Raw genomic sequence first — 26,129 nt, 5'->3', positions numbered from 1 at the left:
TTGAGGGCAGCCTTTCGATCCTCGTTGTCACGACAGTTGTTATGACAGGATAGAATGTACGCGCTGGCCGTTTGAAGGGATAACTAGGGGAAACGCTACTGGCGATGCGCTTTTATTCCGCCGAAGCTGTTATGACATGAAGACAAAAATACTGATCGGCATCGACATGGGGTCGAGCAGCCTGAAAGCCCTGGCCCTCGAAGCCGGGAGCGGCCGGGCCGTCGCCCTGTCCCGCATGCCATTGCCGCACGACCGGCTGCCCGCGGGGGGATGCGAAGTGGGGGCGACCGCCATCCGCTCCGCCCTGACTCACGTGCTGCGCGACGTCGCCCACCAGCTCGGCAACCGCGTGTCCGAGGTCCGCGCCATCGGCTGCACCGGCCACGGCGCCGGGCTCTATGCGCTGGACGCGCGCAACGAACTCGTGGGCGGCAGGGCCGTCGCCTCGACCGACCAGCGGGCCGATGCGCGTGCGCGTTCGCTGTCGCTGAGCCACGGGGACGCGCTGTTCGCCGATGTCGGCTGCAGGCCCTGGCCGGGCCAGCCCACCGTGATCGCGGCCGAGCTGCTGGGCACCGACGCCGTGCAGCGCGGCGAGGTGCGCCGGCTGCTGTTCGCGAAGGACTACCTCGGCTTCCTGCTGACCGGCGAGATCGCGACCGACGCGAGCGATGCGAGCACCGCCGGGCTGGTGTCGATCGCCACCGGCACGTGGTCGCAGGCGGCCTTCGACGCCTCGGGCATCGCCGACCTCGGCCCGCGTGCCTTCGGTCCTCTGGTGCCCAGCGGCGAGGTCGTCGGCAAGCTGCGGCCTGCCGAAGCCGCGCTGTGCGGCCTGCCCGCCGGCATTCCCGTGGCGATGGGCGCCATCGACCTGCTCGCATCGATGACCGCGATCTGCGCCGAAGGCCGCGAGCGTGCGGTGTCGGTCTTCGGCACCTGGTGCGTGAACGCGGTCATCGGACCGGTGATCGAGCCCAAGCCCGACGTGGCGGCGGTCGTGAACTTCGGTCGCGCGGACAGGCGGCTCTACATGGAGAACAGCCCGTCGTCGATGGCCAACATCGCATGGCTGGCCGGCGTGCTGGGCCTGCCGGATTCGCGCGCCGTGGTCGACCTGGCGATGTCGGTGCCGCTGGGCGCGGGCGGCCTGCGCTTTCTGCCGTTCGTGAACGGCGGCGGCGGCGTGACGGCGGGCTTCGTCGGCCTCAAGAGCCATCACACGCGCGGCGACATGGCGCGCGCCGTGGTCGATGCGGTGGCCGCGCTGCATGCGCGCCACACGGCGCGGCTCGCGGCCTGCGGCCTGCCGGTGTCGGCATCGACCGTGCTCGGCGGCGGTGCGAGCGACACCCGTCTCGTGCGCCTGCTGGCCGGCTTTCTGGCGCATCCGGTCGAGCGCTGCGCCGACGACGAAACCGGCGCGCGCGGCGCGGCCATCTACGCCGCCATGTCGCAGGGCATCGACCACGCCGGGCAGGACAGCGCCTTGCTCGCGCCCTGCGACACCGTCGAACCCGACGCCGCGCAGGCGCGCGCCCATGCCGGCTTCATGGCCGGCTTCAACGAACTGATCGACACCATGTCTCCTGTGTTTTCACATCTGGCCGGGGGCAAGCAATGAGCGCCTGGCAACTGCCTTTCGTGCGTCCGGCTTCCCTGGCGGATCGCCACTTTTCGACGGTGATCGTCGGTGCCGGCATCAACGGCGTGGGCGTGTTCCGCGACCTGTGCCTGCAGCGCGTCGACTGCCTCATCGTCGACAAGGGCGACTTCAGCGCGGGCGCCAGCAGCGCGCCTTCGCGCATGATCCACGGCGGCCTGCGCTACCTGGAGAACGGCAGCTTCTCGCTGGTGGCCGAGGCCACGCGCGAGCGCAACCTGCTGCTGCGCAACGCGCCGCACCTGGTGCAGCCGCTGAAGACGGTGGTGCCGCTGTCGAGCTTCTTCGGCGGCCTCATGAGCAGCGCGCTCAAGTTCTTCGGCCGCACGCCGCCGCAGCGCACGCGCGGCCTGCTGGCGGTGGCGGCGGGCCTGCGCCTGTACGACCTGCTGGGCCGCCGCCAGCGCGTGATGCCCAACCACCGCATCAGCCGCGTGCCCACCGCCGACCGCAGCCTGTTCCGCGCGGCAGTGCGCTGGACCGCGACCTTCTTCGACGCGTGGATCAGCCACCCCGAATGGCTGGTGCTGGAACTCATCGGCGACGCCTGCCGCGACCAGCCGCGCTCGGCCGCCGCCAACTACTGCCGCGTGATGGGCTGCGCGGGCAACATCCTCACCCTGCGCGACGAGATCACCGGCGCGCTGGTGCGCGTGACGGCCGACACCGTGGTGAATGCCAGCGGCGCGTGGCTGGACCGCAGCACGGCGGTGCTGGGCGGCGCGGGCTCGCGCGTGATGGGCACCAAGGGCTCGCACCTGGTGCTCGACCATCCCGCGCTGCGCGATGCGCTGCAGGGGCGCATGGCCTACTTCGAGGCGGTGGACGGGCGCGTGTGCATCGTCTATCCCTTTCTCGACCGCGTGCTGGTGGGCTCCACCGACATTCCGGTGGAAGACCCCGACCAGATCGCCACCGAGCCGGCCGAGGTCGACTACCTGCTCGAGGTGCTGGCCGAAGTGTTCCCGAACCTCTCGTTCGGCCGCGGCAACGTGGTGTACACCTATGTCGGCGTGCGTCCGCTCGCGCGTTCCGACGCCGACAAGCCGGGGCAGATCTCGCGCGACCATTCGGTGGTGGTCGACCTGCCCAACGCCACGCGCGACATTCCCATCGTCGGCCTGGTCGGCGGCAAGTGGACGACCTTCCGCGCGCTGGCCGAAGAGGCGACAAACGAAGTGCTGCAGCAACTGGGCCGCCCGCGCACCGCATCGACCGAGCTGCTGCCCATCGGCGGTGGTGCGGAGCTGCCTGCCGATGCGCAGGCCACTGAACGCTTTCTCGACCGCATGGTCACGGCCTCCGGCCTGGGCCGTGCGCGCGCGCAGGTGCTGCTGCGCCGCTACGGCTCGAAGGCGCTGCCGCTGGCGCAGCGGCTCGGAGCCTCGGGCGACGTGCCGTTGCAGCACGCGCCCGACTACTCGGTCGCCGAGCTGTCCTACCTGTGCCTCGAGACGGGCGTGATCCATCTCGACGATCTCGTGATCCGCCGGACCCTGCTCGCGATCCGCGGCCTCGTCACCGGCGCTGCGCTGGCGGAAATGGCGGGCATCGCGGCCGAGGCACTGGGGTGGGACGCGGCCCTGGCGCGGCGCGAACTGCTGGCGTGCTCCGCCGCCCTGCGCGAGCGCCACGGCGTGCGGCTTTCGCCGGTGGCCGCCGATGCGCCCGCATCTTTCGATGCATCATTGACGACTCCTCAGGCCCTGGGCCAACCCTCGACGTGAACTCTCCGACCGAAATATCGACCGTGCTCGACCGTGGCTCCGAATCGCCTTTGTGGGCGCAGTTCCGCGACGCGCTGCGCCTGCAGATCCTGCAGGGCGTGCTGCCCATCGGCGCCAAGCTGCCGTCCGAAGCCGAGCTGGGCGAGCAGTTCGGCATCTCGCGCATCGTGGTGCGCGAGGCGCTGGCAGACCTGGTGCGCAACAACCTCATCTACAAGATCAAGGGCCGCGGCGCCTTCGTGTCGGCACGCGAGCGCGACGAAGATTTCGTCTCCACCGTGCTCGGCTTCTCCGACGAGATGGAGCGCAAGGGCCGCTCGGTGCGCACGCAGATCCTCACGCAGGAACTGCGCGCGCCCACCGAACAGGAAGCGGCCTCCCTCGGCCTCACCGACGACACGCAGGTGGTGGCGCTCAAGCGCCTGCGCAGCGTAGACGGCGAACTGCGCCTGCTGGTGGAAACCGTGGTGCCCGCCGACCTGGCACCGGGCCTGCACCGCACGCGCCTGGACGACCGTTCTCTGTACGACGTGCTGCGCCGCCAGTACGGCCTGCGCCTGGTGCGCGCCGAACGCTGGATCGACGCGGTGCTGCCCGACGCCGACACCTGCGAGCTGCTGAACCTGCCCACGCCGGAGCCGCTGCTGCGCATCGAGTCCATCGCCTACGGCGCCAACGGCAGGCCGCTGGAGCATTACCGCGCGCTGCACCGCTGCAAGACCAGCCGGCTGCACGTGCAGACGACGACCTGAGCGTCTTTCCCAGGCCGGGAGCGGCTACAGCAGCCGCTTCAGATACCGCCCCGTGTGGCTCGCCTCGTTCGCCGCGATGTCTTCCGGCGTGCCTTCGCCCACCACCGTGCCGCCGCCGGCGCCGCCTTCCGGCCCCATGTCGATCAGCCAGTCGGCCGTCTTGATGACGTCGAGGTTGTGCTCGATCACGACGATGGTGTTGCCCGCGTCGCGCAGCTGGTGCAGCACCTTCAGCAGCAGCTCGATGTCGGCGAAGTGCAGGCCGGTGGTCGGCTCGTCGAGGATGTAGAGCGTGCGGCCGGTGTCGCGCTTGCTGAGTTCCAGCGCGAGCTTCACGCGCTGCGCCTCGCCGCCCGACAGCGTGGTGGCCGACTGGCCGAGCTTGATGTAGCTCAGGCCCACGTCCAGCAGGGTGCGCAGCTTGCGCTCGATGGTCGGCACGGCCTTCAAGAACTCGTGCGCGGTCTCGACCGTCATCTCGAGGATCTGCGCGATGTTCTTGCCCTTGTAGAGCACCTCGAGCGTCTCGCGGTTGTAGCGCTGGCCGTGGCAGACCTCGCAGGGCACGTACACGTCGGGCAGGAAGTGCATCTCCACCTTCACCACGCCGTCGCCCTGGCAGGCCTCGCAGCGCCCGCCGGCCACGTTGAAGCTGAAGCGGCCCGGGCCGTAGCCGCGCTCGCGCGCGGTGTTGGTCTCGGCCATCAGCTCCCGGATGGGCGTGAACAGGCCGGTGTAGGTGGCCGGGTTGCTGCGCGGCGTGCGGCCGATGGGGCTCTGGTCGACGTTGATGACCTTGTCGAAATACTCGATGCCCTCGACCGATTCGTGTTCGGCCGGTTCCTCGTGCGCGCGGTACAGCGTGCGCGCCACCGCGGTGTAGAGCGTGTCGTTCACGAGCGTCGACTTGCCCGAGCCCGAGACGCCCGTCACGCAGGTCAGCAGGCCGACCGGGAAGGCGACGCTCACGTTCTTCAGGTTGTTGCCGGTGGCGCCGACCACGCGGATCTCCTGCAGGTCGGTCTGCGTGGCCAGGTGGGCGGCCTCGCGCGCCGCGCGGCGCTCGGCGGCCGGGCTCTGCGGAAAGCGCGAGGGCTTCCTGCCTTCGTTGAACGCGGGCTTGTTCACCACCGGCAGCCATGCGGTGCGGCGCCTGGGCACTTCGATCTTGCGCGTGCCCGACAGGTACTGGCCGGTGAGCGAATCGGGGTTTGCCGACACCTCGGCATAGGTGCCCTGCGCCATCACACGGCCGCCGTGCACGCCGGCGCCGGGGCCCATGTCGATCACGTGGTCGGCGGCGTGGATCATGTCCTCGTCGTGCTCGACCACGATCACGCTGTTGCCGATGTCGCGCAGGTGCTTCAGCGTGCCGATGAGGCGGTCGTTGTCGCGCTGGTGCAGGCCGATGCTGGGCTCGTCGAGCACGTACATCACGCCGGTGAGGCCCGAGCCGATCTGCGACGCCAGGCGGATGCGTTGCGCCTCGCCGCCGGAGAGCGTCTCGGCGCTGCGGTCCAGGCTCAGGTAGTTCAGGCCGACGTCGTTCAGGAATTTCAGGCGCAGGCCGATCTCGCGCACCACCTTGTCGGCGATGTCGGCCTTGGCGCCGCGCAGCTTGAGCTTCTGGAACCAGGCCAGCGAATCGCGCAGGGTGAGGTGGCTGAGCTCGAAGATCGCCATGCGCGGCGGCTCGCCGCCGTCGGCCGGGCGCGCCGATTCATCGACCAGGAACACGTTGCGGGCCTCGCGCCGCAGCCGCGAGCCGCCGCAGTCGGGGCAGGGCTGCAGGTTGCGAAAGCGCGCGAGGTCTTCTCGCACCATCACCGAATCGGTCTCGCGGTAGCGCCGCGCCATGTTCGGGATGATCCCCTCGAAGGGGTGCTTCTTCGTGAGCTTCTTGCCCGCGAAGTTGCCCGACTCCATGGTGTAGTTGAACTTGATCTCCTCGGCGGCCGAGCCGTGCAGCAGCACCTGCTGCACCGAGGCCGGCAATGACTCGAAGGGCGCGTCGACGTCGAACTTGTAGTGCTTGGCGACGCTCTCGATCATGCTGAAGTAGTAGCCGTTGCGGCGGTCCCAGCCCTTGATGGCGCCGCTGGCCAGCGACAGCGAGGGGAAGGCCACCACGCGCGCCGGGTCGAACACTTCCCGGTGGCCCAGGCCGTCGCAGCTCGGGCAGGCGCCCACCGGCGAGTTGAACGAGAACAGGCGCGGCTCCAGCTCCGACAGCGAGTAGTGGCAGATCGGGCAGGCGAACTTGGCGTTGAACAGGTGCTCCTTGTCGGCCGCGCCCTCTGCGCCCAGCTCCAGCGCGATGGCGCGGCCCTCGGCCAGGCGCAGCGCGGCCTCGAAGCTCTCGGCCAGCCGCTGCTGCATGTCGGGGCGAGCGCGCAGGCGGTCGATGACGACGTCGATGTCGTGCTTCTCGGTCTTCTTGAGCTTGGGCAGGTCGTTGTATTCGTATGTTTGCCCGTCGACGCGGAAGCGGATGTAGCCGGCCGCCTGCATCTCGGCGAAGAGTTCGAGGAACTCGCCCTTCTTCTCGCGTGCCACCGGCGCCAGGATCATCAGCCGCGGCTCGCCGGGCAGGGCGAGCGTGGCATCGACCATCTGCGAGACGGTCTGTGCCTGCAGCGGCAGGTGATGGTCGGGGCAGTAGGGCGTGCCGGCGCGCGCGTACAGCAGGCGCAGGTAGTCGTGGATCTCGGTCACCGTGCCCACGGTGGAGCGCGGGTTGTGGCTGGTGGCCTTCTGCTCGATGCTGATGGCGGGCGACAGGCCCTCGATCACGTCGACGTCGGGCTTGTCCATGAGCTGCAGGAACTGCCGCGCATAGGCCGACAGGCTCTCCACATAGCGCCGCTGCCCTTCGGCATACAGCGTGTCGAAGGCCAGGCTCGACTTGCCCGAGCCCGACAGGCCGGTGATGACCACCAGCTTGTTGCGCGGAATGTCGAGGTCGACGTTCTTCAGGTTGTGGGTGCGCGCGCCGCGGATGCTGATGCGCTGCTGCGCCAGCACCGCGCCGAGGTAGGTGTCGCGTTCGCGTTCCGCATCGCGGGCGCGTTCTGCAGCTTCGGCGGCTTCTGCCGCGGCTGGTTCAGTGGCTTTGGAATTCAAAGGAGGCGATCGTCCGAGGGCAACCGGACATGATAGACCGCCGGAGAATTCATGGCGAGCGGGCGGGTTCCGGCGCCCCGGGCGCGGGGGCTTCCGGCGGCGGCGGATGCACCGGCCCGGCGGCGCTGATGGCCCGCCCGACCATGTATTCGGCCAGCGTGTCGTACAGCGGGCGGCTGATCATGCGGGAGACCAGGCTGGCCAGCATGGCCGCGGCCATCAGGCTCAGCACCATCGAATGGCCGTCGACCATTTCCATCACGATGATGAAGGCGGTGAGCGGCGCCTGCGTCACTGCCGCCAGGAAGGCGGCCATGCCCAGCGCAATGAGCGCCGGGCCGAGTTCGCTGCTGCCCAGTTGCGACACCGCGTCGCCGATGCCCGCGCCGATGGACAGCGCCGGCGCGAAGATGCCGCCCGGCACGCCGCACCACGCCGTGAGCCAGGTGGCGACGAACTTGAGCAGCGTGTAGAGCGGGGTCAGCTCGTCATGGCCCTGCAGCATCTGCTTGACCGCCTCGGAGCCCGCGCCGAAGGTGACGCCGCCCGTGGCCAGCCCGATGACGGCCACCGCCAGCCCGCCTGCGGCCGCGAAGCGCACCGGAAAACGCGCCCGCCAGCGGTTGAAGCGCCCCGGCGCGCCGGTGAGCGAGGCGGTCAGCAGCCGCGCGAACAGCCCGCCGGCCGCGCCGCTGAGCAGCGTGACCAGCAGGCCGGGCCCGAGCGCGTCCCAGCCCAGCCGGGGCACGCGGATCACGCCGAAGTAGCTGGTGTTGCCGAAAGCCGAGACGGCCACCAGGCCCGCCAGCACGATGGCCGTGATGATCAGCCCGCTGGAGCGCGCCTCGAGCCGGCCCGAGAGCTCCTCGATGGCGAACACCACGCCCGCCAGCGGCGCATTGAAGGCCGCCGCGATGCCCGCGGCGCCGCCGGCCACCAGCAGCGCGCGGCTGTCGATGGTGGTGTTGGGCGAGAGCCAGCGCCGCGCGTGCTGCATCACCCCGGCCGCGACCTGCACGGAAGGCCCCTCGCGCCCGATCGACAGCCCGGCCGCGAAACCCGCCGCGCCCAGCCCGATCTTGGCGACCGTGAGCCGCAGCGACGCGAAGAAGAAGCGGCGCTCTTCCGGCAGGGCGGGGTGCAGCGCCGCCTTGATCTGCGGAATGCCGGAGCCGGCCGCGCCGGGAAAGAAGCGCAGCGTGAACCACACGATGCCCGCCGTGATCAGCGGCGTCGTCAGCAGCACGGCCCAGGGCCAGGCGCGGTAGAAGCGGTGGAACTGGCCGAAGACCCAGTCGCTGGCGAGCGTGAAGCCCACCACGAAAAGCCCGGCCGCGATGGCGTAGCCCAGCACGATGGCCCGGTCGAGCCAGACGCGGCCGCTGGACAGCTCGGCGCGCAGGTGCTCGAGGAAATCGGGTTCGCGGTTCATGAGAGAGCATTCTGGCACCGGCGGGGTATTGGCCGTGTCGGCCTTCGGGCACAATGGAGGGTTCCTCTCAACCTTCTCCTTTATCCACTTATCAGGGGCAGTGCATATGGCATCGGTCAATAAAGTCATCGTCGTCGGCAACCTGGGGCGCGACCCCGAAATGCGGACCTTCCCGAGCGGCGATCAGGTCGCGAACGTCACAGTGGCCACCACCGATCGCTGGAAAGACAAGCAAAGCGGCGAAATGCGCGAAGCCACCGAATGGCACCGCATCGTCTTCAACGGCCGCCTGGCCGAAATCGCCGGCCAGTACCTGCGCAAGGGCTCGCAGGTCTATGTCGAAGGCAGCCTGCGCACGCGCAAGTGGACCGACAAGGACGGCATCGAAAAGTACACCACCGAAATCCGCGCCGACCAGATGCAGATGCTCGGCAGCCGCCAGGGCCAGGGCGGCCCCTCGGGCGGTCCCGAGGACGACGGCGGCTACTCGCAAGGTGGCGGCGGTGGCTACTCGCAGGGCGGCAACGGCGGTGGTGGTGGCGGCGGATACGCACCCCGCGCACCCGCGGCGGCTCCGCGTGCTCCGGCACCGGCTCCGCGCCAGGCACCGGCCAAGTCGTCGTCGGGCTTCGACGACATGGATGACGATATTCCGTTCTAAACAGAAAACGGCCCGTCGAGTTCCTGCAGCAAAAAGGGCTGGCTCCCGCGGGAGCCAGCCCTTTTGTCTTTTGGCGGACGCCTCAGCCCGCCAGCCCGACGAACACGTTCTGCACGTCGTCGTTCGCGTCGATGGCCGCCAGGAAGGTCTCGACCTCTTCCAGGTCTTCCGCGCTCAGGCTCGCCGGGTCGACCGGGTTCTTGGGCTTGTAGCCCAGCTTGGCCGACAGCACGGTGAAGCCCTGGGCCGGCAGCGCGCGGCTCACCAGGTCGAGGTCGGTCGGGTCGGTCAGGAAGACGACGGAATTGCCTTCCCCGGCCGGCTCGAAGTCTTGCGCGCCGGCCTCGATGGCGGCCACTTCGGCATCGGCGTCCGGCCTGGCGGGTTCGGCTTCGATCATGCCGACGTGGTCGAAGTCCCATGACACCGAGCCCGAGGTGCCCAGCTGGCCCTTGCGGAACAGCACGCGCATTTCAGGCGCGGTGCGGTTCACGTTGTCGGTCAGGCATTCGACCATCACCGGCACGCGGTGCGGCGCGAAGCCTTCATAGATCACGTGCTCGAAATGCACCGCCTCGCCCGTGAGGCCGGCGCCTTTCTTGATGGCGCGATCGAGCGTGTCCTTGGGCATCGAGACCTTGCGGGCCTGTTCCACCACGAGGCGAAGACGCGAGTTGCCGGCCGGATCGGCGCCGTTGCGCGCGGCCATCATGATTTCCTTGGCGAGTTTGCCGAACAACCGGCCCTTGGCATTGGCTGCCAGGTCCTTGTGTTTCGCTTTCCATTGGGCGCCCATGGCTGATTCCTTCTCGAGTGTGTGTTTGCGGCCGTGTCTGGCTCTCCGCAGAAGGGCTGGATGACCGGTTGGGGCCGTTACTGTAGCCGGAGGCCGTGCTAAAAGCCCGTAAACGGCAGCAGCGCCGCGCCGTTGCCGCATGAACGGAGCTTTTTTTCCATGACCGCTGCACAAGACGATCCGTATCCCACGCCCTTCGAATCCGGCAACGGCAACCGGACCGCCACCTGGGCCGAATGCACCGCCTTCTACGAGCGGCTGGCCGCGCGGTTCCCCGGCGTGCTGCATTGGCGGCAGATCGGCCTGTCGGACACCGGCGCGCCGATGCACGCCGGCGTGGTCACGGCAGACGGCGTGTTCGACCGCGAGACGCTGCAGCGTCAGCGCCGCCCGGTGTTCTTCAACAACAACGGCATCCACCCCGGCGAATCCGAGGGCATCGACGCCTGCATGGCGCTGGTGCGCGACTTCTGCCTGCAGCCCGATCGGCTCGCGGCGCTGGGCGACACGGTGTTCCTGTTCATTCCCGTCTACAACGTGGACGGCTGCATCAACCGCCAGGCCACCTCGCGCGTGAACCAGCTCGGGCCCGAGTCCTTCGGCTTCCGCGGCAACGGCCGGCACCTGGACCTGAACCGCGACTTCATCAAGTGCGACAGCCTCGCCGCGCAGGTGTTCAACCGGTTCTTCACCGCGTGGGACCCTGACGTGATGGTCGACACCCACACGTCCAACGGCGCGGACTACGCCTGCACCATGACGCTGATCCCGACCCAGCCCGACAAGCTGGGCGGCGGGCTGGGCGACTTCCTGCGCGAGCGCATGCTGCCCGCGATCTACGGCGACATGGACCGGCGCGGCTGGCCCACCTGCCCCTACGTGAACCTGCTGGCCGAGACGCCGGACGACGGCATCGAAGACTTCCTCGACCTGCCGCGCTTTTCCACCGGCTACGCCGCGCTGCACCACACCATCGGCTTCATGCCCGAGACCCACATGCTCAAGCCCTTCGCCGACCGCGTGGCGTCGATGCGCACGCTGGTGGAAGTGGTGCTAGCGTTCACCGTGGCCAACGCGGCGCGCATCCAGGCGCTGCGCAACGAAGCCCGGTCCGCCGCCGCGCAACAGGCGCGCTGGCCGCTGACATGGCGCAACGACCACGACCGCCCGGCCAGCCTGCGCTTCAGGGGCTACCAGGCCGTGCGCACGCCCAGCAGGCTCGGCAACTACGAACGGCTGGCCTACGACCGCAGCCAGCCGTGGGAAAAAGACATCGTCCACTTCGACCGCTGCGTGGAAGACATCGCGGTCGCGGCGCCCAAGGCCTACCTGGTGCCCCAGGCCTGGCGCGAAGTGATCGAGCGCCTGCAATGGAACGGCGTCGAGATGCGGCGCCTGGAGGCCGACCAGTTGTTCGACGCGGCCCGCGTGTACCGCGTGCAGCAGGTGGCCTCGCGCCCGGGCGCCTACGAAGGCCATATGTTCCATGACCAGGTGACGCTCGCCTCGCACACCGAGCCCTTCCAGGCGCGCGCGGGCGACATGTGGGTGCCGCTGGACCAGCCCAACGCCCGCTATGCCGTCGAGACGCTGGAGCCCGAAGCCCATGACAGCTTCTTTCGCTGGGGCTTCTTCAACAGCGTGCTGGAGAAGAAGGAGGCCTTCTCCGCCTATGTGTTCGAAGACACCGCGCTGCAGATGCTGGAAGACGAGCCGGACCTCAGGCGCCGTTTCGAAGAGTGGAAGACCGCGAACCCCGCGAAGCTGTCCGACCAGGGCGCGGTGCTGGGTTTTCTTTTTGCGCACGGCAGGCGCCATGCGGAGCCGGAGTGGCGGCGTTATCCGGTGGTGGCGTTGATGCAGGCCGTGCCGCTCGTCACTGCGCGGGCCTGAACCCCGGCAGCGCGTGCATGCGCGCGCGCAGCGCTTCCACGAATGCGGTGACGCGCGCCGGCCGGTACAGCCCCGGCGGCAGCGCGACATGCACGCCCACCGGCTCCAGCCACCAGTTCGGCAGCACGCGCTTCAGGCGGCCGGCCTGCACGTCTTCGTGGCACATCCATGGCGCCGCCGCGCCGATGCCCGCGCCGTTGAGCACCGCGCGGTAGCTTGCCAGCAGGCTGTCGGTGCGGATGGGCGTGTCCAGCGCCACGATGCGCGAACGCCCGCTGCGGTCGATCAGGCGCACGTTGCCCGTCACGTAAGGCATCAGTCCCACGCACGGCAGCTGCGGCAGCCGGGCCAGCGTGACCGGGCCGATGCGCTTCAGCAGCTCGGGCGTGGCGATCAGCACGCGGTCCATGCGTCCGAGCGGGCGGCACACCAGCCCGGGGTCGCGCACCTCGCCCACGCACACCCAGCATTCGGCACCCGAGGCCGCGAGGTCGACCACCCGGTCGGTCAGCGTGAGCTCGACGCGCAACTGCGGATGCGCCGCGCGCAGGTCCGTCACCGCATCGGTCAGGAAGCCGGTGCCGTAGCCCGAGGGGCCGATGACGCGCAGCGTGCCCTCGGGCCGGCTCTGTCCGCCCAGCAGCCGCTGTGACAGGCCCGACCAGCGGTCGGTGAGGTCGTGCGCCTCCGCCAGCAGCGAGCGGCCCTCGTCGGTGAGCGAGAAGTTGGCGGTGTTGCGGATGGCCAGCTTGCAGCCCAGCAGGCGCTCCAGTTCCAGCAGGCGGCGGCTCACCGTGGGCTGCGTGGTGCCGAGCAGCCGTGCCGCCTTGCTGAGCGAACCGCTCTCGCCGATCTTGATGAAAGTGTCCAGCAGGTCGAGCCGGTCATGCGCGTTCTTCATGCGCCAGACGTATATCACTTCATCGTCCCATACGTCTACCCATGTCGCCCGGCTCTGCCTATCGTCGGGCCCGTTCAAGACATTCGAATGGATATTTCCCGATGAGCGCCACGATCGAAGACACCGCCCGCACCGTGGGCGACACGCCCAAGGGCGGCTCCGTGCTCGGCTTCTATGCCGCCAAGGGCTCGCCCAGGCCACCGCGCATCGCGCGCGGCGAAGGCATCTACCTGTGGGATGCCGGCGGCCGCCGCTTCCTCGACGCCACCGCCGGCGCGGTGGTCGCCAACATCGGCCACGGCAACCCGCGCGTGCTGGCGGCCATGCAGGCGCAGGCGGCGCAGGTCACCTTTGCCTACCCGCGCTTCTTCGAGAGCGAGCACAGCATCGAGCTGGCGGACCGCGTGTGCGCGCTGGCGGGCGATGGCTTCGACAGGGCCTTCTTCGTTTCCGGGGGCTCCGAGGCCAACGAGTCGGCCATCAAGCTGGCGCGGCAGTACGCCGTGGTCTGCGGCCAGCCGCGCCGCGCCAAGGTGATTTCGCGCAACCCGAGCTACCACGGCTCCACGCTCGGCGCGCTGGCGGTGACGGGCGACGCGCACACGCAGTCGATCTACGGGCCGATGGTGCGCGAGATGCCGAAGGTGCCCGCGCCGCTGTCGTACCGCGTGCCCGACGGCCACACGGCCGAGAGCCATGCGATGGCCTGCGCCGACGAGCTGGAGGCCACCATCGTGCGCGAAGGACCCGACACCGTGCTGGCCTTCATCCTGGAGCCCATCGGTGGCCTCTCGACCGGCGCGGTGGTGTCGCCGGCGGCGTACTTCGAGCGCGTGCGGCAGATCTGCGACCGCCACGGCGTGCTGCTGATCTACGACGAGATCATGAGCGGCGCGGGCCGCACCGGCGCCTTCCTGGCCGCGCACCACTGGGCCGGCGCACGGCCCGACCTGGTCACGCTGGCCAAGGGGCTGGCCGCGGGCTACACGCCGCTGGGCGCGCTGCTGGCGCCCGATCGCATCGTCGACGCCGTCGCCGGCAGCGGCGGCTTCGTGCATGGCCACACCTACTTCACCAATCCGCTGTCGTGCGCCGTGGCCAACGCGGTGGTCGGCGAGGTGATGCGACAAGACCTGGTCGGCCGCGCGCGCGACATGGGCGAGCTGCTGATGGCCCGGCTGCGCGAAGTGGCCGAGCGCTCCCCCATCGTGGGCGACGTGCGCGGCAAGGGGCTCTTCACCGCCATCGAGATCGTGGCCGACAAGGCGACCAAGCGGCAGCTGCCGGCCAGCTTCAATGCACCGGCGCGCCTCACCGAGCACGGGCTGAAGCACGGCATCGCGCTGTACAACCGGCGCGCGAACCTGGGGGCCTTCGGCGACTTCCAGATGATCACGCCGCCGCTGACCATCACGCCCGCCGAGATCGACGAACTGGCCGACCTGCTCGCGCTTTCGCTGCGCGGCCTGGCCGACGAGATCGCGGCCAAGGGCCTGGCCACCTCGGTGCAATGAAGGCAGCCGCGATGCCGCAACCCATTCCGCCGCACCGCGCGCTGCAAGTGCCCGGCGTGCATGGCTACACCGACCGCAAGAGCGTGGCCGCCGGCGAGGTGGTGCGCTTTCACCTGAGCAGCGACGTGCCCTATGCGCTTTCGGTGTGCCGGCTCGGCCCCGATGTCGAAGGCCGCACGGCCGACACCGTGCTGCATGCCTTCGCGCCTTCCGCCGCGCGCGTGCATCCGATCCACCCCGGCTCCTACGTGCAGGTGGCGCGCGGGCTCGACCAGCCGCTGCGCGCGCTCACGCTGGAGTGCTGGGTGCAGCCTTGGAGCATCGGCACGCGCCAGAGCGTCGTCGGGCAATACGACCTGCCGGGCGCCTGCGGCTACGGCCTTTTCATCGACGAGGCCGGGCGCGCGGTGTTCTACCTGGGCGACGGCGGCGCGTTCCGTGCGCAGGGCCAGATCGCGGGCGGCGCGCTGCGGGCCAAGCGCTGGCACCACCTCGTCGCCACATGGGACGGCGAGCAGACGGTGCTGTGGATCGACGGCGAAGCGGTCGCGCGCGGCCGGTGGACCGGCCCGATGCAGCCGGGCCGTGCGCCGCTGCGCCTGGGCGGCAGCGGCATCGACGGCCTGGCGGATGCGTTCCTGGAGGGCGACATCGTCATGCCCGCGATCTATTCGCATGCGCTGCAGCCGGCCGAAGTGCGCGCGCGTTTCGCCGACCGCGGCCTGCACACGCCGCGCGGTCGCACGGTGCTGGCCTGCTGGCCGCTGCGCGAGGAGCGCGGCGACACCGTGGCCGACGCCAGCGGCCACCAGCGCACCGGACGCATCGTCAACCACGGCACCTGGATGATCGTCGGCCCGGCCTTCGAGCCACAGCGGGTGAACGAGTTCTCCGACGACGGCTACGACCCGCTGGCCGACCCCACGCGCGGCCACGGCCTGCGGCTGGCGAGCGACGACCTGTACGACTGCCGCTGGCCCGAGAGCCATGCCTTGCGCATTCCGCCGGATGCGAAGTCCGGCGTGTACGTGGGACGCGTGCGCTACCTGCTGGACGGCGAGCCCGCCGAATACGACATCGCCTTCATCGTGCGCCGCGCCGCGCACCGGGCTCCCGCGCCGGTGCTGGTGCTGTGCGCCACCAACAGCTGGCTGGCCTATGCCAGCACGCCCTTCGCGAAGAACACGGCCGGCGATCCCGTGTGGCCGCGGCGTTCGGCGGGCCTGGAGAACAGCCATCCCGAGGCCCCGGCCTACTGCAGCTACACCTACCACCGCGGCGGCCAGCCGACCTACCAGGTGGGCCTGCGCATGCCCTGGCCCAATGCCAGCCCCAACGCGCTGTACGACCCCGCCGACGCGGGCTTCAGCCAGTGGACCCGGCTGGAGCGCCGGCTGCATGTGTGGCTGGACCAGGCCGGCTACGACTACGACGTGGTGAGCGACCTCGACCTGCACCGCGACCCGGGCCTGCTGAAGGCCTACAAGACCGTGATCGTCAACGGCCACAGCGAGTACTGGTCGCTGCCGGCCTGCGACGGGCTCGACGACTACCTGTGCGGCGGCGGCACGGCCATCGTGCTGTCGGGCAACACCATGTACCTGCGCGTGAGCTACAACGAAGAGGGCACGGTGATGGAGCAGCGCAAGGTGCTCGGCGCGAACGACCTGGACAGCGAGGAGGCCGCCAAGGTGCGCCCGCCCGCCGGCCCCTACGGCGAGCAGTACCACTCGCAGGACTGGGCGCGCGGCGGCCATTTCAGGCAGGCCGGGCGCTCGTGCGCCGAGATCATCGGGCTGGAGTCGGCGGGCTGGGCCTTTGCCGACGGCGGCGATTTCGGCGTGTACCACGCCACGCAGCCGCGGCACTTCCTGTTCACGCAGCCGAATGCGCTGGGCCTGACCGAGGGCGCGACCTTCGGCCATGCGCCGGGCGGCGGCCTGCCGCGCGCCATCGGCCACGAGTGGGACCTGAGCGTGGCGACGCTGTGCCGCATGACGCTCGCGCTGCCGGCCGGCCAGCAGTTGCCCGAGCCGCAGCGCGGCATTGAGGTCATCGCGCAGGGGCGCCGCCACCGGCCGGGCCGGCTCGACGCGTATCTCGACTACTTCTCGAACGTGACCGAGTCGCTCGACGGACTCTCGGCCGAGATGATCTATTGGGAACGCCCCCGGGGCGGCCGCGTGTTCAACGCCGGCGCCGTGGGCGCGAGCTGGGTGCTCGGCGTCGATCCCTGTTTCGAAGGGGTGCTGCGCAACGTGCTGCATCACTTCGGCGTCCGGCCCGAGACGGGCGCGGACCTTGCAGTTCAACCATCCCTGGAGCACGAAGCACCATGAGCACACTCGCCCCACGCGCCGCCGAGCTATCCGAACCCGCCGAGCCTGCCTCCCGGCAGAGCACGCTGCGGGTCATCACCGCCATTTCCATCGGCAATGCGCTGGAGTGGTTCGAGATCGTGATCTACGGCTTCCTCGCCGTGACCATCTCCAAGCTGTTCTTCCCCGCGGAGAACGACACCGTGTCGCTGCTCATCACGCTGGGCACCTTCGGCGTGACCTTCGTGATGCGCCCGGTCGGCTCGCTGGTGCTCGGCGCCTATGCCGATGCCAGGGGGCGAAAGAACGCGCTGACGCTGTCGATGGCGCTCATGCTGCTCGGCACGCTGCTGATCGCGGTGTCGCCGACCTTCGCGCAGATCGGGCTGTGGGCGCCGGGGCTCGTGATCCTCGCGCGGCTGCTGCAGGGCTTCGCTGCCGGCGGCGAGTTCGGCAGCGCCACCGCGCTGCTGGCCGAGCAGGATCCGCGGCGGCGCGGCTTCTTCTCGAGCTGGCAGTTCGCGAGCCAGGGCATCACCACCTTCCTGGCGGCGGGCTTCGGCATGGGGCTCAACACGCTGCTCACGCCCGAGCAGTTGCTGTCCTGGGGCTGGCGCATTCCGTTCTTCTTCGGCCTGCTGATCGGGCCGGCCGGCCTGTACATCCGCCGCCACCTGGACGAAGGCCTGGAGTTCAAGCGCGCGGCCCAGGAAGCCACGCCGGTGCGCACCACGCTGGTGGACCAGCGCGGGCGCACCCTGGCGGCCATGGGGCTCATCATCCTCGCGACCATCGTGTCCTACACGGGCCTGTTCATGCCGACCTTCGCGGTGCGCCAGCTGGGCCTGCCGCCGTCGATGGCCTTCGCCGGCACCTTCTGGTTCGGCGTGCTGCAGTTCGCGCTGGTGCCGGTGTTCGGCAGCCTGTCGGACCGGGTGGGGCGCCTGGCCATCATGCGCGGCGCGGCGCTGGTCATGCTCGTGATGATCGTGCCGCTGTTCTACCTGCTGGTGAACCATCCGTCGGTGCCGGCGCTGATGGTGGCGCTCACCGCCATGGGCGTGGTGGCCTCGGCCTACTGGGGCCCCATCTCCGCGGCGATGTCCGAGCTGTTCCCGGCGGCCACGCGCGGCACCGGCCTGTCGGTCAGCTACAGCTTCGGCGTGGCGATCTTCGGCGGCTTCGCGCCTTTCATCAGCGCCTGGCTCATCACGGCCACGGGCAGCAAGATCGCACCGGCGTTCTACGTGGGCTTCGGCGTGCTGGTGAGCTTGGCGGCGCTGCGGGCCGCCCGCCGGTACGGCGTGAAATAGCAGTTTTTTCCAAGTCGCGGCGGCGCGCCTTGCCTACGCTCGGGTCATTCCGCGACTTTCCGGACGAATGACCATGCGAGCCAGCGACGCGCAACGACAACACAAGACGGATGCCTTTCATCGCCTGCACGAGGGCCCCGCCCCGCTGGTTCTCGTCAACGCCTGGGATGCCGTCAGCGCCCGCATCGTCGAGCGCGCGGGCGCGGCAGCCATCGGCACCACCAGCGCCGGCATGGCCTGGTCGCTCGGGTATGCGGACGGCGAGCGCATGCCCGCCGGCGAGCTGGTCGCGGCCTGCGCGCGCATCTGCCGCGTGGCCGGCGTGCCGGTCAGCGTGGACATCGAACGCGGCTTCGGCGACAGCACGCAAGCGGTGCGCGACGTGGCCGGCGCGCTGGTCGACATGGGCGCGGCCGGCATCAACATCGAGGACGGCACGCAGCCGGGCACGCGCGAGCTGGCGCCGCCGGAGGTGCTGTGCGAGCGCATCGCCGCCATCCGCAAGCTCGACGCGCGCTTCTTCATCAACGCGCGCACCGACGCCTACTTCGTGCCCTGGGACGACCCGGCGGCGCGCTTCGGCGAGGCGCTGCGCCGCGCGCGGCTCTACGCGGCGGCGGGCGCCGACGGCATCTTCGTGCCCGGCATGTCCAGCCCCGAGGAGATCGCTGAACTGGCCGATGCCGTGCGACTGCCCTTGAACGTATACGCCGGCTATGCGGGCGCTCCGCCGGCCGGCGAGCTTGCGCGCGCCGGCGCGCGGCGCATCAGCCTGGGCTGCGGCCCGCTGCAATCGGCGCTGGGGCTCGTGGGGCGCATCGCTGGCGAAGCCTTTGCGCAGGGCCGGTTCGACGCGATGGGCGAGGGCATGCTGTCGGTGGGCGAGATCAACGGGCTCTTTCCCGCCACGCCCTGAGCCGCCTGCCTGCCGCCAGGGCGGGTTCGGGTAGGTTCGAGTACAGTGGGCGCCCCTTGCCGCAGCCGACCCCGCCAGAACCCATGTCCACGCACAGCATCCGCCTCGACGCGGTGACGCTGGTGCGCGGCAACCAGCATGTCTTCGAAGGGCTCACGCTGAGCCTGCAGGAAGCGCGCATCGGGCTGATCGGCGACAACGGGGCCGGCAAGAGCAGCCTGTTCCGGCTGATCAGCGGGCTCGACCAGCCGCAGCACGGGCGCGTGACCGTGCACGGCCTCGATACGCAGGCCGACCGCAAGCAGCTGTCGAAACACGTCGGGCTGATGTTCCAGAACCCCGACGACCAGATCATCTTTCCCACCGTGGCCGAGGAGCTGGCCTTCAGCCTCACGGCGCGCGGCGAGACCCGCCAGGCGGCGCGGCAGCAGGCGCGCGAGTTCCTCGCCCGGCGCGGGCTCGAGGCCTGGGCCGCGCGCGCGGTCGGCGAACTGAGCCAGGGGCAGCGCCAGCAGGTGTGCCTGCTGGCCTTGCAGATCAGCGAGCCCGCCACGCTGCTGCTGGACGAGCCCTTCGCCAGCCTCGACCTGCTGAGCCAGGCGCGCCTGGCCGCGCAGCTCGAAGACGGCGGCCACCAGATCGTCGTCTCCACGCACTTGCTCGAACACGTCCACGACTTCGAGCGCGTGCTGTGGCTCGACCAGGGCAAGGTGCGCGCCGACGGGCCGGGCCGCGAGGTGTGCGAAGCCTACGCAGAGAACGTGCGCGAGCGCGCCGCACTGGAGCGGGGGCGCCGTGCATAGCCTTTATTCAGAACAGCCGACGTGGATGCATGCGATCGCGGCGTGGGCCAAGCTCGCGGTGCTGTCGGTGTGCGGCACGCTGCTGGTGCTGGTCGAGCGGCCTTTGACGCTGGCCGTGGCCTGCGTCGTGGTGCTGGGCATCTTCGCGTCGCTCGGGCCGCCGGCGTGGCGCCGCGTGCGCATGCTGCTCGGCGTGGCGATCGCGGGCGCGCTGATCATCGGCTTCCACTGGGCCATGGGCACGACGCCGCTGGGCGTGGCCAGCGCGCTGCGGCTCGCGAGCGCGGCCACGCTGGCGCTGATGCTGACGCTGACTACGCGCTTCGAAGACCTGCTGGCGGTGCTCGAAGCGGTGCTGCATCCGCTGCAGCGCGTGGGTGTGCCGACCGAGCGGATCGCGCTCGGCCTTGGCCTGATGCTGCGCTTCGCCGAAAATTTCTATGTGCAATGGCAGCGCCTGGACGACGCCTACCGCGTCCGCGCGGGCCACGGCGGCGGCCTGCGGCTGCTGGCGCCGCTGACCATCCGCACCCTGCAGACCGCCGAGCGCGTGGCCGACGCGCTGGCCGCACGGCTCGGCCGCTGACCGAGCTTCTTCTTTTTTTCTTCGATTGCGATCGACCGCCATGACCACCACCGGCTCCCTCAGTTCGTCCCGCTCACTGTCTTACATCGCGCTGTTCGCGGCGCTGATGGCGGTGTTCGGCCTGATCCCGAAGATCGACCTGCCGTTCGGCGTGCCGATCACGCTGCAGTCGCTGGGCGTGATGCTCGCGGGCTGCCTGCTGGGGCCGCGCCGCGGCTTCCTGGCCATCGCGCTGTTTTTGCTGGCCGTGGCGCTCGGGCTGCCGCTGCTGCCGGGCGGACGCGGCGGGCTGAGCGTGTTCGTGGCGCCGGCCGGCGGCTTTCTCTTCGGCTGGATGTTCGGTGCCTTCGCCTGCGGCCTGCTGATGCGCCTGGCGATGCGGCGCATGGCCGGCGCCACCGGCATGGGGCTCCTGGCGGCGGCCTTCCTGGCGTCGGTGGTCGGCGGCATCGGGGTGGTCTACGCCTTCGGCATCGTCGGGCTTTCGCTGATCGCCCACATGTCGCTGTCGCAGGCCGCGCTGGCGATGCTGGTCTTCATTCCCGGCGACCTCATCAAGTGCGGCATCTGCGCGATGCTCGTGCAGACGGTGATGCGCGGCATGCCGGGCTGGCGGCTCGACCGCGACTGATCGTCTTCTTCAGCCGGGCCGCGCGCCCTGACGGGTGAAGACCGTGGCCGACAGGTAGTCCTTGCGCGGGCCGCGCACCGTGTGGCGGATCTCGAACGAGCCGTCCGGCAGGAAGCGGTAGCTGCTGTCGTAGGTGTCTGGCGTGCACAGGTGCATGGCCGAGCCGGCGAGCGCCGTGCCGTCGCGCGCGATGCCGATGGCGTGGAACAGGCGCGGCGGGGTTTCGGCGAAGTGCACCACGAAGCCGCCCGGCGCGCGCTCGAAGAGGTATTCGCGATGCCCGTCGAATTCCTTGCCGTCGGCCAGCCGTATGCGGCCTTCCTCGCGGTACTTGAGCATGTCCTGGGCGATTTCCGTGAACACCGCGCTGCCGGTCATGGTGGCCTGGCCCTCGATGGTTCGCGCCAGGGCCCAGGCGCCCGCCAGCGCGTCGAACACGGTGTCCGGACCGTCCCAGGGAGCTTGGGGCGGAAGGATGGAAGAGGGGGGCTGCGCGCTCATCCCGGCACTCTACGACAAGCCGTTTTCTCCTTTTCGGAGCGGTGATTGTTTCCACCGTGTGAACACCGCGGTTCCGTTTGCTAAGGGTTTTTACTTAGATATCGGCGCACAATTCTTTCCATGGACCAGCCCTTCAGCTGATCCAGACCAAGAAACAAGAACCGAACCAATTGAAGGACATCCAAATGACCGCCTCGAAGCTCCTCTCCGCCATCTCCATCGCCCTGCTGGCCGCCGCCGGTGCCGCCCACGCCGAAACCTATGAAGGCGTGCATCAGCTGACCTCGGCCGCCAGCCGCGCCGACGTCGCCAGCCAGGCCGTCGTGGCCGCACACAGCGCCAACCCCTACGCCACCGGTGCCAACGCCGGCCCGGCCCAGGTGTTCGTGTCGAACACCAGCCGCGCTGCCGTCCGTGCCGACGCCGTTGCCGCCGCGCACAGCGCCGACCCCTACGCCGAAGGCGCTTCGTCGGGCGTAGCCCCCGTGGTCGCCAGCACCGTGGACCGCGCCGCAGTTCGCGCAGCAGCCCGTGCCGCAGCGCACGGCGACGCCCTGCCGCTGTAATCTTCGGCAGCATGCCTGCTTCGTTGGGCATCTTTCGATAAAAAGCCGGACCATGCAGATGCATGGGCCGGCTTTTTTGCGTATGGCATGCTCATGGCGGGCTCATACGGCGTCCGTATCATGGCCTGCATGCAAATCCAACATCTAGACATCAACCCCGGTCAAACTGCACTTATCTCCATCGATCTGCAGAACAGCAACGTCGCGCGGCAGCTTGCGCCGCATTCTGCAGCCGACGTGGTGCAGCGTGGCAAGCGCATCGCCGACAGCCTGCGCGAGGCGGGCGGCACCGTGGTCTGGGTGAGGGTGGACGTCAACGCGCTGCTGAGCCTGCCGGCGGACGCCTCCATCAGCCGCCCGGCCGGATCGCCCGTGCCGCCGCCCGAGTTCTCCGAACTGGTGCCCGAGCTCGGAGTGCAGGTTGCCGACGTGCGGATCACCAAGCGCCAGTGGGGCGCTTTCTACGGCACCGACCTCGACCAGCAATTGCGCCGCCGCGGCATCAGGACGCTGCTGATCAGCGGCATCGCGACCAACTTCGGCGTCGAATCCACGGCGCGCGCGGCCTTCGACCGTGGCTACGAACTGGTGTTCGTGGAAGACGCGATGACCTCGCTCGCGGCCGAGCCGCACGACTTCGCGAACCAGCAGGTGTTCCCGCGCATGGGCCGCGTGCGGTCGACCGAGGTGGTGCTGGAGGCCATCGCCACGGCTGCCGGGCAGCAGCAGCGCTGATTCAGCGCGCGGGCAGCAGCCGCAGCGCAGCGACCAGGAAGGGCGCGGTGCCGGCTGCGCCCGTCTCGTGGACCGTGACGAACCACCGCGCTGCCCCGGCGTCCTCCGGCCGCGCGCACAGCGTGCCCATGTAGAGCAGCCGCGCCGTTTGCGCGTCCTCGCAATGCACGGCGGTCTCGTCGCAGCAGGTGTCGGGCAGCGAGGCGTCGACGCGCTTCATCAGGCGCAGCGTGAGCCGCTCCGGCGCCCTCGTGCGTTCGCCCTGGCGGGCAGCGGGCACCGTCGCGCGCAGCCGCAGCTCGAGCGGCTCGCCGATGCGCAGGCCCTCGCCGCGCTCCAGCCGGATGTCCGCCAGCGCCACGCGCACGCGGCGCCGCTCGCGCAGCGAGGTGCGGACGAACACCACGGTCAGCACCGAGAACATCGCGAACACCGGCAGGCCGACCAGCATCCACAGCCACTGCCAGCCGCCGGCCAGTGCCCAGGTCATGGCCTGGAAGCCGAAGACTGCGAAGAAAGCCAGCACCGTGAGCGCGATCAGCCAGCCGAGCCGATCGGCGGGCGACTTCGGTGCGCGCTCGGTGTCCTGCGGTGCGCCCGAAGTCCATTGGTCCGGGAGCAGTTCGTCGATGGGCGGCAGGTCGATGGCGGGCTGGTGCTCTTGCATGAAGGCGCGCAGCATAGCTGCCGCCTCCGCCAAAAGGCGCATTGCCTTGCCGCTGGGCATCCCGCATGATGGTGTGGTGCGGAAGGGCGGGCCGCGAGACGTCATGCTTTCGCATTAATGCGCCATGGTGGTGCACTCGGGCGAAAATACCAAGCGCTCCTGCCAGGAAAAACGAAAGCACGATCCTTCGCCGCCAAGGTGGCAACCCCTCACGCATGGCCCTTACTCTCGACCCCGAAGACACGCGCGGACGCATCCATGATCTCGTGTGGTGCGGCTTCTATCCCGACGCCGACGTCGAATGGATGATCACCGACGAGTATCTGGACCCCGACGAGCTCACGGGCGAAGACCGTGCATGGATCAAGGCCGAGGCCGCGCGCGCATGCGCCGCCAAGCGCGCCGCCGAAGCGGGCTGGCCCGCGCAGACCGAGTACGACCGGCTCGAAGCCGTGTTCGCGCAGTTGCGCGCCGAGAAGATCATCGCGCTGCACCGCGCCGGCAACACGCTGGCCGACGGGCATGACGACGTGCGCGAGCAATGGCGCGCCGCGGGGCGCCTGTCGTCGGGCATCCGCGGCTGCTGCTTCTATCACTCGCAGGACCTCGACACGGCGGTGCGTACCGGCCGCCTGCACCTGGCGTTCAGCGGCGGCATGATCCCGGAGATCGACCAGCGCGAAGCCAACACCGTCGTCGTCGGCCGCCGCATCGTCGAGCTGCTGCGCGCCGCGGGCTTCGGCGCGAATTGGAGCGGCGACATCAACGAGCGCATCGAAGCCGACCTCGGCCAATGGCGCAAGCGAGGCCCCTCCGCGTGAGCGTGCAGGCCTGGCAGCCGCCGCGCCGCATCGACGCCATCGATTTCTGGCTGCGCTCGCGGCTGCTGGCCACGGCCCATGCAGTGCGCGAAGCACTGCGGCCCTCGGCCCGGCGCTGGCACCGCGGCAGTCAAGCGCTGGCCGATGCGCCCGTCATTGCGCAACACCGCACGCCCCTCTGGTCCGACGGCCGCGCCGATGAATTTCCGCTGGTGGCCGGCAAGGTGCAGAACCTGCGCGTGGCGCGGCGCGCCTTCGACGCGGTCGAGGTGCCGGCGGGCGAGCTGCTGAGCTTCTGGCGGCAGCTCGGGCGGCCCGCTGCCTGGCGCGGCTTCGTGGTCGGGCGCGAATTGCGCGGCGGCTGCGTGGTGCCGACGCTGGCCGGCGGCCTCTGCCAATTGTCGAATGCGCTGGCGACTGTCGCCGTGCGCGCGGGTTTCGAACTGGTCGAGCGCCACGGGCATACGGCGCGCATCGAGCAGGCCGGCGACGCCGATGGCGATGCGATCGACGCGACCGTGTTCTGGAACTACGTCGATCTCAAGCTGCGCGCCAGGCACGCATGGCGGCTCGAAGTGGAGCTGACCGACAGCGAACTGGTGTTGCGCATCCGCGCGCGTTCCCCGCCCACGGCGGCTGCCGCGCCGCTCGTGCTGCGGCGTGCGAACGCAGTGGATGCGCCAGCCGCATTGCCTCTGGCTCGCGGCTGCCTGAGCTGCGACCAGGCCACGTGCTTTCGCCACCGCCCCCGCGTCGACGTCGAACCGCAGGGGCGCACCGCCGTGCTGGTGGACGGCTGGACGCCGGAGTTCGCGCGCTACCTGCACGCCGCCCATCCGCAGGCCGAGCGCATGCAGCCCGTGCCGCTGCGGCTCGCGTTCTGGCGCCGGCCCGCGACCGGCTGGCAGCGCGAAGCCGTCGCGCAAGGCACGCAGGCCACGCAAGCGCTGTGGGCCGTGAGCCTGCGGCGGGCGCTGTGGCAGCGGCTTTGGGCGCGGCACGCGGGGCGGCGGCAGGCGAGCCTGATCGACGGGCAGCGCTGGCTCGCGCTGGCATTCGCCGCGCGGCTGAAGCCGGCGCACACGCAACTCGTGGTCGAACAATCGCTGCTGCCGCACCTGCAGCGCATCGGCGCGCTCGACGGACGCCGTGTCACCGTGCTGGCCGGCGCATTGCCGATGGCCGAGATCGAACGCCGGCTCGATGCCGCCGCCCACCGCTGGCCCGGCGATGAAACGCTGCGCGACTTCCGCGCCGACCCCGCGCTGGCGCTTGCCGAGGCGCAGGCCCTTGCACGCGCGGTGGCCGTGGTCACGCCGCATGCGCAGGCCGCGGCACGGATCGAGCGGCTTGCGCCACGGGCCGAGGTGGTGCGGCTCGACTGGGTGCTGCCCCAGGCCAAGACCGTTGCCGGTGGGCGCGCCGACCCGCCCCTCGTCGTGTTCGCGGCAAGCGCACTGGCCCGCAAGGGCGCGCGCGAACTTGCCGCCGCGCTGCAAGGCTGGCCGTGCCGCCTGCGCGTGCTGGGCGCGCCGTCGAGCGACGCGCGGCTCTGGCAAGGCATTGCGCAGGTCGAGCACATGAACTGGCGGGGCGACGCGCTGGCGGGCGCCAGCGTGGTCGTGCTGCCGGCGCACATCGAGCATGCGCCGCGCGCGGTCCTGCGCGCGGTGGCGGCCGGCGTGCCGGTGGTGGCCTCGACCGCCTGCGGCCTCTCGGCCCTGCCTGGCGTGCGCGAGGTCGCGCCGGGCGACGTGGAATCGCTGCGCGCCGCCTTGCGCGCCGCCTGCAGTAACTGAACGGAGAACAA

22 protein-coding genes are annotated in these 26,129 nt (G+C 70.2%); 16 read left to right on the top strand and 6 right to left on the bottom strand.

Features of this window, described 5'->3' with window-relative positions:
• Positions 1–136 precede the first annotated feature (136 nt).
• The 3 genes from QRN67_RS09190 to QRN67_RS09180 are packed head-to-tail and all read left to right on the top strand — an operon-like array spanning position 137 to position 4,142.
• The gene (locus QRN67_RS09190) at positions 137–1,624 is read left to right on the top strand and encodes an FGGY family carbohydrate kinase (RefSeq protein WP_285411548.1); all 1,488 of its coding nucleotides are present in this window, start codon (positions 137–139) and stop codon (positions 1,622–1,624) included.
• Complete coding sequence (locus QRN67_RS09185; protein ID WP_285411547.1) at positions 1,621–3,390, top strand: glycerol-3-phosphate dehydrogenase/oxidase; 1,770 nt, start codon at positions 1,621–1,623, stop codon at positions 3,388–3,390. Before QRN67_RS09190 ends, QRN67_RS09185 begins: the two co-directional genes overlap by 4 nt.
• Entirely contained in the window at positions 3,387–4,142 is a 756-nt protein-coding gene (locus tag QRN67_RS09180; protein WP_081270732.1) for a GntR family transcriptional regulator, read from the top strand. The genes QRN67_RS09185 and QRN67_RS09180 overlap by 4 nt, the downstream gene beginning before the upstream one ends.
• A 24-nt stretch (positions 4,143–4,166) precedes the next feature.
• Here QRN67_RS09180 and uvrA read toward each other — a convergent pair whose 3' ends face one another.
• Complete coding sequence (gene uvrA, locus QRN67_RS09175; RefSeq protein ID WP_442805192.1) at positions 4,167–7,265, bottom strand: excinuclease ABC subunit UvrA; 3,099 nt, start codon at positions 7,263–7,265, stop codon at positions 4,167–4,169.
• A gap of 49 nt (positions 7,266–7,314) precedes the next feature.
• Positions 7,315–8,697 (bottom strand): chloride channel protein, encoded by a 1,383-nt coding sequence (locus tag QRN67_RS09170; RefSeq protein WP_106936005.1) that lies wholly within the window; start codon positions 8,695–8,697, stop codon positions 7,315–7,317.
• 106 nt (positions 8,698–8,803) lie between these two features.
• On the opposite strand from QRN67_RS09170, the gene ssb reads away from it, so the two are divergent.
• Positions 8,804–9,358 (top strand): single-stranded DNA-binding protein, encoded by a 555-nt coding sequence (ssb, locus tag QRN67_RS09165; RefSeq protein ID WP_106936004.1) that lies wholly within the window; start codon positions 8,804–8,806, stop codon positions 9,356–9,358.
• Positions 9,359–9,440: 82 nt separating this feature from the next.
• Here the strand turns inward: ssb and QRN67_RS09160 are convergent, their stop codons facing one another.
• A complete protein-coding gene (locus QRN67_RS09160; protein ID WP_081270735.1) occupies positions 9,441–10,154 on the bottom strand; it encodes a YebC/PmpR family DNA-binding transcriptional regulator in 714 nt (237 codons plus the stop codon).
• Between the two features lie 159 nt (positions 10,155–10,313).
• Between QRN67_RS09160 and QRN67_RS09155 the strand changes: the two genes are divergently transcribed.
• On the top strand, positions 10,314–12,047 hold the full coding sequence (locus QRN67_RS09155; protein ID WP_285411546.1) for a M14 family zinc carboxypeptidase: 1,734 nt from the start codon (positions 10,314–10,316) through the stop codon (positions 12,045–12,047).
• Here QRN67_RS09155 and QRN67_RS09150 read toward each other — a convergent pair.
• Positions 12,031–12,948 (bottom strand): LysR family transcriptional regulator, encoded by a 918-nt coding sequence (locus QRN67_RS09150; RefSeq protein ID WP_081270737.1) that lies wholly within the window; start codon positions 12,946–12,948, stop codon positions 12,031–12,033. The genes QRN67_RS09155 and QRN67_RS09150 overlap by 17 nt on opposite strands.
• 101 nt (positions 12,949–13,049) lie before the next feature.
• Here QRN67_RS09150 and QRN67_RS09145 point away from each other — a divergent pair, with 101 nt between their 5' ends.
• The 7 genes from QRN67_RS09145 (at position 13,050) to QRN67_RS09115 (ending at position 21,029) form a co-directional block, all read left to right on the top strand.
• Positions 13,050–14,462 carry an aminotransferase family protein gene (locus QRN67_RS09145; protein ID WP_081270738.1) on the top strand — a complete coding sequence of 471 codons (1,413 nt, stop codon included), beginning with the start codon at positions 13,050–13,052 and terminating at the stop codon, positions 14,460–14,462.
• 11 nt (positions 14,463–14,473) lie between these two features.
• Complete coding sequence (locus QRN67_RS09140; RefSeq protein WP_285411545.1) at positions 14,474–16,801, top strand: LamG domain-containing protein; 2,328 nt, start codon at positions 14,474–14,476, stop codon at positions 16,799–16,801.
• Positions 16,798–18,093, top strand: a complete 1,296-nt coding sequence (locus QRN67_RS09135) for an MFS transporter (RefSeq protein WP_081270739.1) — start codon at positions 16,798–16,800, stop codon at positions 18,091–18,093. Before QRN67_RS09140 ends, QRN67_RS09135 begins: the two co-directional genes overlap by 4 nt.
• Positions 18,094–18,166: 73 nt before the next feature.
• On the top strand, positions 18,167–19,009 hold the full coding sequence (locus tag QRN67_RS09130; protein WP_285411544.1) for an isocitrate lyase/PEP mutase family protein: 843 nt from the start codon (positions 18,167–18,169) through the stop codon (positions 19,007–19,009).
• Between the two features lie 83 nt (positions 19,010–19,092).
• Positions 19,093–19,812 (top strand): energy-coupling factor ABC transporter ATP-binding protein, encoded by a 720-nt coding sequence (locus QRN67_RS09125; protein WP_285411543.1) that lies wholly within the window; start codon positions 19,093–19,095, stop codon positions 19,810–19,812.
• The gene (locus tag QRN67_RS09120; protein ID WP_285411542.1) at positions 19,805–20,398 is read left to right on the top strand and encodes an energy-coupling factor transporter transmembrane component T family protein; all 594 of its coding nucleotides are present in this window, start codon (positions 19,805–19,807) and stop codon (positions 20,396–20,398) included. The genes QRN67_RS09125 and QRN67_RS09120 overlap by 8 nt, the downstream gene beginning before the upstream one ends.
• A gap of 40 nt (positions 20,399–20,438) precedes the next feature.
• Positions 20,439–21,029, top strand: coding sequence for a biotin transporter BioY (locus tag QRN67_RS09115; RefSeq protein WP_081270743.1), 591 nt, complete (start codon positions 20,439–20,441; stop codon positions 21,027–21,029).
• Between the two features lie 9 nt (positions 21,030–21,038).
• Here the strand turns inward: QRN67_RS09115 and QRN67_RS09110 are convergent, their stop codons facing one another.
• Positions 21,039–21,530 (bottom strand): DUF6314 family protein, encoded by a 492-nt coding sequence (locus QRN67_RS09110; RefSeq protein WP_285411541.1) that lies wholly within the window; start codon positions 21,528–21,530, stop codon positions 21,039–21,041.
• A gap of 185 nt (positions 21,531–21,715) precedes the next feature.
• Between QRN67_RS09110 and QRN67_RS09105 the strand changes: the two genes are divergently transcribed.
• Positions 21,716–22,096, top strand: a complete 381-nt coding sequence (locus QRN67_RS09105; protein ID WP_081270745.1) for a helicase SNF2 — start codon at positions 21,716–21,718, stop codon at positions 22,094–22,096.
• Positions 22,097–22,225: 129 nt separating this feature from the next.
• Positions 22,226–22,831 (top strand): isochorismatase family protein, encoded by a 606-nt coding sequence (locus QRN67_RS09100; RefSeq protein ID WP_285411540.1) that lies wholly within the window; start codon positions 22,226–22,228, stop codon positions 22,829–22,831.
• Position 22,832: 1 nt separating this feature from the next.
• Here the strand turns inward: QRN67_RS09100 and QRN67_RS09095 are convergent, their stop codons facing one another.
• Positions 22,833–23,513: a hypothetical protein gene (locus QRN67_RS09095; protein WP_285411539.1), complete on the bottom strand. Its 681-nt coding sequence runs from the start codon at positions 23,511–23,513 to the stop codon at positions 22,833–22,835.
• Between the two features lie 200 nt (positions 23,514–23,713).
• On the opposite strand from QRN67_RS09095, the gene QRN67_RS09090 reads away from it, so the two are divergent.
• Both QRN67_RS09090 and QRN67_RS09085 read left to right on the top strand, forming a co-directional pair.
• A complete protein-coding gene (locus QRN67_RS09090) occupies positions 23,714–24,319 on the top strand; it encodes a DUF6891 domain-containing protein (RefSeq protein ID WP_081270746.1) in 606 nt (201 codons plus the stop codon).
• Positions 24,316–26,118: a VanW family protein gene (locus QRN67_RS09085; protein ID WP_285411538.1), complete on the top strand. Its 1,803-nt coding sequence runs from the start codon at positions 24,316–24,318 to the stop codon at positions 26,116–26,118. The genes QRN67_RS09090 and QRN67_RS09085 overlap by 4 nt, the downstream gene beginning before the upstream one ends.
• Positions 26,119–26,129 lie beyond the last annotated feature (11 nt).

Origin of the sequence: Variovorax sp. efr-133-TYG-130 (assembly GCF_030208835.1) — a bacterium.
Lineage (GTDB): Bacteria > Pseudomonadota > Gammaproteobacteria > Burkholderiales > Burkholderiaceae_C > Variovorax.
Note: the sequence above shows the minus strand (reverse complement) of the source record. Positions and strands in the feature narration are given on the sequence as shown.